At 53.7% G+C, this 4877-nt stretch carries 6 protein-coding genes; all 6 read left to right on the top strand.

Annotation, left to right across the window (positions count from 1 at the left end; translation table 11 throughout):
- Positions 1–245: hypothetical protein (locus tag A1359_RS22980; protein WP_232322085.1), on the top strand; the 245-nt coding region annotated here is incomplete at its 5' end.
- Between the two features lie 133 nt (positions 246–378).
- Entirely contained in the window at positions 379–852 is a 474-nt protein-coding gene (locus tag A1359_RS02535) for a hypothetical protein (RefSeq protein WP_051954193.1), read from the top strand.
- Between the two features lie 94 nt (positions 853–946).
- Positions 947–2311: a TolC family protein gene (locus A1359_RS02530; RefSeq protein WP_036293396.1), complete on the top strand. Its 1365-nt coding sequence runs from the start codon at positions 947–949 to the stop codon at positions 2309–2311.
- The gene (locus tag A1359_RS02525) at positions 2308–3861 is read left to right on the top strand and encodes an efflux RND transporter periplasmic adaptor subunit (RefSeq protein ID WP_036293398.1); all 1554 of its coding nucleotides are present in this window, start codon (positions 2308–2310) and stop codon (positions 3859–3861) included. Before A1359_RS02530 ends, A1359_RS02525 begins: the two co-directional genes overlap by 4 nt.
- A gap of 98 nt (positions 3862–3959) precedes the next feature.
- Complete coding sequence (locus A1359_RS02520; protein WP_456297533.1) at positions 3960–4298, top strand: YnfA family protein; 339 nt, start codon at positions 3960–3962, stop codon at positions 4296–4298.
- A 54-nt stretch (positions 4299–4352) separates the two neighbouring features.
- A complete protein-coding gene (locus A1359_RS02515) occupies positions 4353–4868 on the top strand; it encodes an efflux RND transporter permease subunit (protein ID WP_066977541.1) in 516 nt (171 codons plus the stop codon).
- Positions 4869–4877 lie beyond the last annotated feature (9 nt).

Here is a 4877-nt window from a genome sequence, read left to right as displayed (position 1 = left end):
ACAGGCAGCTTAGAAAGGCGACAGCTGACTGGCCTGCGGTGAGTCATTGTCCGCTGCCGCACAGGCAGCTTAGAAATAGGGGTAATACAAGCAGTCGTGTCACCAGCCGCCATTTTAAACTGTCGAACTGGTCTCTTCTGAACACCGACGGTCCGGAATGGCTATTTTCCATGCACCACGAATCATTGCTGACGGTCCCTTGCAGCCATTTCGAAGTCCAAAAATTACTCAAGGTTCAGTCATAACCAGAAAGCGGACATAGCTGCACATCTGCGTGAATCCGTATAACTCAATGAGCTATTCTCTCAAAAGTCGATAACTGACAAATCCAGCCGTCTGTGTGTACAACGGCAAAAAACTGGGTATTACTGCTTTCGTGTGATAAATTTATTTGACATGAATGCCTTACGACACTCCAAAAATTGGCTCTCTTTTGTGCTGATCCTCGCTATCCTTGGTCATTTCGGCCTGGGGCATCGCGATGCGTCGGCCTTTGTGCTGTGTTTTGGGGAGGATGGCCATGTCGCTGTGGAGCACGTCGGGTATGATCATGGCATTGATCCGGATAAAAACGACCATTTCAGCGATACAGCCGGTGTTCATTTCACCGACGACGATGCACCTTGTAACGCCCCATGCACCGACATCGCTCTGGATGGCGATGATCACATCCCACTGTCGTTAACGGATTTTGTAAAAATAGCGCTTGATAGCGGGCTTTTGCCGGTATTTTTCCTATTTTCGCTGTTGTCGCTTCATGGCCGACCTTTTATTCGGCAACCGGCATTTTTCGATCCACCTTTCACCGATCCTCGACTGCTCGCTCTACGCAGTATCGTTTTACTGATTTAACCCCATCTCCTAGCTGCAACCTACCCGCTAAAGCCGCAGGTTTAATGCCTGTGTTTTTTGCTGACGTTACCTCTATGCTACGGAGAAGTTTTCCATGTTATCGAATTCTATGCGGTCATTTGGCATCGCATTGTGTTGTTTCATCATTGCCGGTCCTGTAGATGCCAGCCCGACAGACGACGCGCTGTCGCCGGCTCAATCCGGCTATCAGGTTCCGAGTGATTCCAGTCGGCCAATCGCCGAGGAACCGACCGGCGTCTTGGTTTTATCTCAAGCCCTGGCCTTGGCGTTAACCCAAAACCCGGAACTGTCGGCCTTTTCCTGGGAGAGCCGAGCTCAGGAAGCCGCCGCCTTACAAGCCGGATTGTTCCCCAACCCCACCTTCAACGCCAATGCTTCTAACTTCGGCAATCGGGTCATGCAAGGCTTCGATGGCGATGTCGTCACCTTGGAGCTGAGTCAATTAATCGAGTTGGGCGGTAAGCGGAGCGCACGCATCGAAGCTGCCGCACTGACCAAGCAGCTTGCCGATTGGGATTACGAAGCCAAACGTGCCGATGTGCTGACCCAAGTGACACAGGACTTTATTGACGTGTTGGCGGCTCAACAGCGCTTGGCGCTAACCCAACAAACGCATGACTTGGCGAATCAGACGGCGGTAACGACAGCCGCGCGGGTTCAGGCCGGCAAAGTATCGCCCGTTGAAGAAACCAAAGCCAACGTCGCGCGTGCCTCGGTACAAATCGAGCTGATGCGTGCCCGGAAAGAACTGGAAGCCGCCCGTAAACGTTTGGCGGCGGGTTGGGGCGGCACCACGGCGCGTTTTGAATCGGTGGCCGGTAATCTGGACAGCATCCCATCCGCGCAGGCGTCCCTGGATGCATTGCAGCAACGCCTGTCCAATAATCCCGATTTAGCGCGTTGGGCAACCGAAATCACCCAACGTCAAGCGCTTATCACGCTGGAAAAGTCCAAAGCCGTCCCGGACGTGACCGCGACAGTAGGCGCCAGTAAGTATCTTATGCCCAATGATTACGCCTTAGTCGTCGGTTTTTCGGTGCCGTTGCCGGTATTCAATCGCAATCAGGGCGGCATTCAGGAAGCCGAACATCGGCTGACCAAAGCGGAGGAAGAACTTCGGAGTGCCGAAGTGCGTATCACAACCGCTTTGAACACGGCCTATCAAAAGTTGGAGGCTGCCCATGCCGAAGTTGTGGCGCTCCGTCAGGACATTTTGCCCGGCGCTCAAAGCGCCTATGACGCCGCCCGTGAAGGCTACCGTTTCGGCAAGTTCGGATTTCTGGATGTACTGGATGCGCAGCGCACCCTGTTTGGCGCGAAAAATCAGTATTTGTTGGCACTCGCGGATTATCACAAATCCATGGCCGAGGTGGAACGCTTGGTCGGAAGCAGCATGAACGAGACATTAGGTAATAGCAAACAGGCGGTATCCCAATGAACATCAATATCAGTAAGAAGCAAATCATCGCGATCGCCGCGATTATTCTTTTCGGTGTGTTGTTAGGTGTTTTCATTCTTAGCATCGATAAGTCGATGCCGGAAGGCGAAGAACATGGCGAAGAAAACCACGTAGAAGCTAAAGTACATACCAATCAAAGCGATGACGACCATGGTCATTCAGATGAAGCCAAACAGGCTCAAGGTCCACACGGCGGCGATTTATTCATCAACGGCGATTTCGAACTGGAAATCCTGCTCAGCGAAGAGGAAGGCGAGCCGCGCTTCCGTATCTATCAGTTCAATCAGCATAAGCTGCTGCTACCAGCCGCCGATCAGGTATCACTGTTGCTGACGCGGCCAAATGGGCAGCAACAGCACATCGACTTTGCGCCGGAAAAGGATTTTTTGCAGAGCATCCAGACAATCGAAGAGCCGCATGTCTTTGAAGCGAATGTAACGGCAAGGCACGACAACCAGGCATTGCAATTTTCTTGGGTTAAAGAGGAAGGGAAAATTGCGTTGACCGATCATCAGATCGAGGAAACCGGCATAACAACCCAGACAGCAGGCGCCGCGCACATCAAAAGCGTCGTAACCCTGCCCGGTGAAATTCGCTTCAATGAAGATATGACCTCCCACGTGGTGCCGCGTCTGGCCGGCGTGGTCGAGAGTGTTTCCGCCAACCTCGGGCAGCAAGTCAAAAAAGGTCAAGTGCTGGCGGTGATTGCCAGTACGGCGTTATCGGAACAGCGCAGCGAGTTGCTTTCCGCCCAGAAACGCCTGGAATTGGCGCGCACCACCTTTGCGCGGGAAAAACACTTATGGGAGGCGAAAATCTCGGCGGAGCAGGACTACCTGCAAGCCCGACAGGCTATGCGCGAGGCGGAAATCGCCGTACATAATGCACAACACAAGCTGATGGCACTTGGCGCAAGTCCGACGGTATCGGTCAACTCAGGTACACTGCTCAACCGCTACGAAATTCGCGCACCGTTCGACGGCATGGTGGTCGAGAAACACATCGCTTTGGGAGAAGCCGTCAAGGAAGATGCCAGCATCTTCACTATTTCCGATCTGTCGTCGGTTTGGGCGGAAATTATCGTGTCGGCGAAAGACCTCAATGTCGTTCGGGTCGGCAAAAAGGTCACGATTAAAGCCACGGCATTCGACTCTACCGCATCCGGCATAGTGTCCTACGTGGGCGCGCTGATGGGCGAGCAAACCCGCACTGCCAAGGCCCGCGTGACTTTGGCGAATCCGCAGATGGCCTGGCGACCGGGCTTGTTCATCACGGTCGAGCTGGTCGCCAAAGAAACCGAAGTGCCGGTCGCCGTGTCGTCCGACGCCATCCAGACGATCAACGACAAACCGACGATTTTTATCCGCGTGCCGGGCGGCTTTATCGCCCAACCGATCACGACCGGACTCTCCGACGGCAAAGTGACCGAAATCGTAGCCGGATTGATGCCGGGCACGGAATACGCGGTTAACGGCAGCTTTGTCATTAAATCCGAGCAAGGCAAGGCAGGAGCTTCTCATGAACACTGATGTAGCAGCAAATCTCAGCCGTTATAAAAGCTTAATATTATCTGCGTTGCGTGCTCGTGAAGCGCTCTCAACTCTATTGTTACAACCCGGAATGTCAAATGATGTTAATACTGAAAACTACCGCTCTTTTCTTTGTGACAGCCCTTGCCGAGATCATCGGCTGTTTTCTGCCTTATCTGTGGCTCCGCAAGGGAGGCTCTCCGTGGCTACTATTGCCGGCTATGATCAGCCTGTCGCTGTTCGTGTGGCTGCTCACGCTACACCCGGCCGCCAGTGGCCGGATTTACGCAGCCTATGGCGGTGTTTACGTGGCTACCGCTCTCGTTTGGCTCAGAGTGGTGGATGGCGTCAAATTGTCGGTGTTGGATTGGGCTGGCGCAGGCATCGCCTTGTTCGGAATGTTGGTCATTGTGATGGGCTGGCACGGCGAAGCTTAGTGCGCGGTTTATTCGGTTTTGGTAGGAAAACCCGCAATACAGGAGGCCTGCATCATGTTTGAACGACTGATTCGTTTAGCAATAGAACATCGCTGGCTGGTGATGCTGGCCGTACTGGGTATGGCGGGCCTCGGTATTTTCAATTATTCGATTTTGCCGATTGATGCTGTGCCGGACATTACCAATGTTCAGGTGCAAATCAATACCACGGCGCCCGGCTATTCGCCATTGGAAACCGAACAGCGCATTACCTACCCTATCGAAACCGTCATGGCCGGCTTGCCGCATCTGGAGCAAACTCGGTCGCTGTCCCGCTACGGTTTATCGCAAATCACCGTGATTTTCCAGGACGGCACCGACGTCTATTTCGCCCGGCAACTGGTGAATCAACGCATTCAGGAAGCCAAGGATAAATTGCCTGCCGGTATCACGCCGGCAATGGGCCCCATTTCGACCGGTCTTGGAGAAATCTATCTGTGGACTGTCGAGGCCAAGGACGGCGCCCAAAAGCCGGACGGCTCGCCTTACACCGCTACCGACCTGCGTGAAATCCAGGACTGGGGGTTCTAAGCCCAAACC

The sequence above is a fragment of the Methylomonas lenta genome (genome assembly GCF_001644015.1).
GTDB classification, from domain to species: Bacteria; Pseudomonadota; Gammaproteobacteria; order Methylococcales; family Methylomonadaceae; genus Methylomonas; species Methylomonas lenta.
The sequence above is the reverse complement of the archived record's forward strand: the minus strand, read 5'-3'. Positions and strand labels throughout refer to the sequence as shown.

Excerpts from the sequence above, each read along its gene's own strand:
- A1359_RS02530 (WP_036293396.1), top strand. The coding sequence starts at position 947 with ATGTTATCGAATTCTATGCGGTCATTTGGCATCGCATTGTGTTGTTTC.
- A1359_RS02525 (WP_036293398.1), top strand. The coding sequence starts at position 2,308 with ATGAACATCAATATCAGTAAGAAGCAAATCATCGCGATCGCCGCGATT.
- A1359_RS02520 (WP_456297533.1), top strand. The coding sequence starts at position 3,960 with ATGATGTTAATACTGAAAACTACCGCTCTTTTCTTTGTGACAGCCCTT.
- A1359_RS02515 (WP_066977541.1), top strand. The coding sequence starts at position 4,353 with ATGTTTGAACGACTGATTCGTTTAGCAATAGAACATCGCTGGCTGGTG.